Source organism: Novosphingobium sp. B-7 (assembly GCF_000410615.1).
GTDB lineage: Bacteria > Pseudomonadota > Alphaproteobacteria > Sphingomonadales > Sphingomonadaceae > Novosphingobium > Novosphingobium capsulatum.
Genome location: NZ_APCQ01000128.1, coordinates 1 through 1,691 on the forward strand (window position 1 = coordinate 1; position 1,691 = coordinate 1,691).

3 protein-coding genes are annotated in these 1,691 nt (G+C 68.1%); all 3 read left to right on the forward strand.

All coding sequences use genetic code 11. The annotated features are described in order from the left end of the window. A partial coding sequence (locus H926_RS25035; RefSeq protein WP_043607297.1) for a PucC family protein occupies positions 1-353 on the forward strand: 353 nt, incomplete at its 5' end. 22 nt (positions 354-375) lie between these two features. Beyond that, the gene (gene puhA / locus H926_RS0101390) at positions 376-1,149 is read left to right on the forward strand and encodes a photosynthetic reaction center subunit H (RefSeq protein WP_022674708.1); all 774 of its coding nucleotides are present in this window, start codon (positions 376-378) and stop codon (positions 1,147-1,149) included. Further along, positions 1,146-1,691 (forward strand): photosynthetic complex putative assembly protein PuhB (puhB, locus tag H926_RS0101395; RefSeq protein ID WP_022674709.1); only part of this gene is annotated, 546 nt, incomplete at its 3' end. The genes puhA and puhB, both read left to right, overlap by 4 nt.

Below are 1,691 nucleotides of genomic sequence, written 5' to 3' on the forward strand. Positions count from 1 at the left end.
CCGGGCTGTTTTCGGTCGGCACACTGACGGCGGCGATGGGCCAGGCCGGCAGCGATACCGCCGGTCTCGCGCTCGGCGCCTGGGGCGCGGTGCAGACCACCGCCGCGGGGCTCGCCATCGCGTTCGGCGGCGTCTTGCGCGATCTGGTGTCGAGCTTTGCCGTGGCCGATGGCCTGGGCCTGACGCTTGCCCACCACGCCACCGGCTATGGCGTGATCTACGCGATCGAAATTGCCCTCTTGCTGGTCACGCTGGTCCTGATGGGGCCGCTCGTCGGCCAGTTGTCGGGCGCGCGCGCCACGCTTTCACCTGCCGGAGCGCGTCGCTTTGGCCTGACCGAGTTTCCGACATGAGCAGCCGGGAAGGAGAACTCCCATGAGACACGGCAATATCGTCGGCACAGTGGATGCCGCGCAACTCGCGCTGATCGCTTTCGTCCTATTCTTTATCTGCCTGATCTTCTGGCTCAGGCGCGAAGACCGACGCGAAGGCTATCCGCTGGAAGACGCGTTGACCGGCCGTGTCGATAGCGACGGTGGCCCGCTGTCCACCGCCAGCGCCAAGACCTTTGTCCTGCCCTTCGGCATGGGCACGGTCACGGTGCCCCTGCCCGCCAGCGAAAACCGCGAACCGGTGGAGATCAAGGCGGAACGCCGCGAAAACTTTGGCGGCGCGCCCTATTCCCCGGTGGGCGATGTCTTTGCCGCTGGCGTCGGGCCGGGCGCCTATGCCAACCGCGCGCGCTTTCCCGATCGCGATGCCCATGGCAACGCGCGCATCGTGCCGATCGGCAGCGTGCCGCAGATCACCGTGGCCAGCGCCAGCACCGATCCGCGCGGGCTGTCGGTCTATGGCGCCGATGGCGCGCGGGCCGGGACGGTCGCCGATCTGTGGATCGACCGCGCCGAACACATGATCCGCTACCTGGCGGTCGATACCGGCACGCGCATCGTGCTCGCGCCGATGGCCATGGCCGTGATCCGCCGCGAAGGCGTGATCATCAGCGCGATCAACGCGGCTGATTTCGCCAATGCCCCTTTCCCCGAAAACCCCGGTGAAATCACCCGGTATGAGGAAGAGCGCGTCGTCGCCTATTTCGGCACCGGCTATCTCTATGCCAATGCCGATCGGCTGGAGCCGCTGCTGTGAGCGAATATGACTTCGAGCCGGTGCGCGGCCTTCCCGGCGATCTGCCTGCGGGCGAATGGATAGTGTGGCAGGCCGCACCGCACTGGCAGACGTTCAAGCGGAGCGCGCTGTTCGCGCCGTGGCTGGCCGGTTATTTCGCGGTGCTGGCGCTGCTGGCGCTGGCCAGCGGCAACCTGATCGGCGCAGGCGCGATTCTGGCGGCCGGCGCGGTGCTGCAAGCCTTGCTCACCCTCTTTGCCGTGCTGGTCGCGCGCACCACGGTCTATACCCTGACCAACCGCCGCGTGGTGCTGCGCGTGGGCATTGCGCTGGGCAAGTGCATCAACCTGCCGCTTTCGCTGATCGCCTCGGCCGATCTGCGCGGCCATGGCCGGGGCCATGGCGATATTGCCCTGACGCTCAAGGGGCAGCATCGCCTGGGCTATGCCATGCTCTGGCCACACGCGCGGCCCTGGCGCTTGGCCCAACCGCAACCGATGCTGCGCGCCCTGGCCGATGCGCCGCGCCTGGCAGCAGCCCTGGCCCAGGCCTGCGCCCAAGCC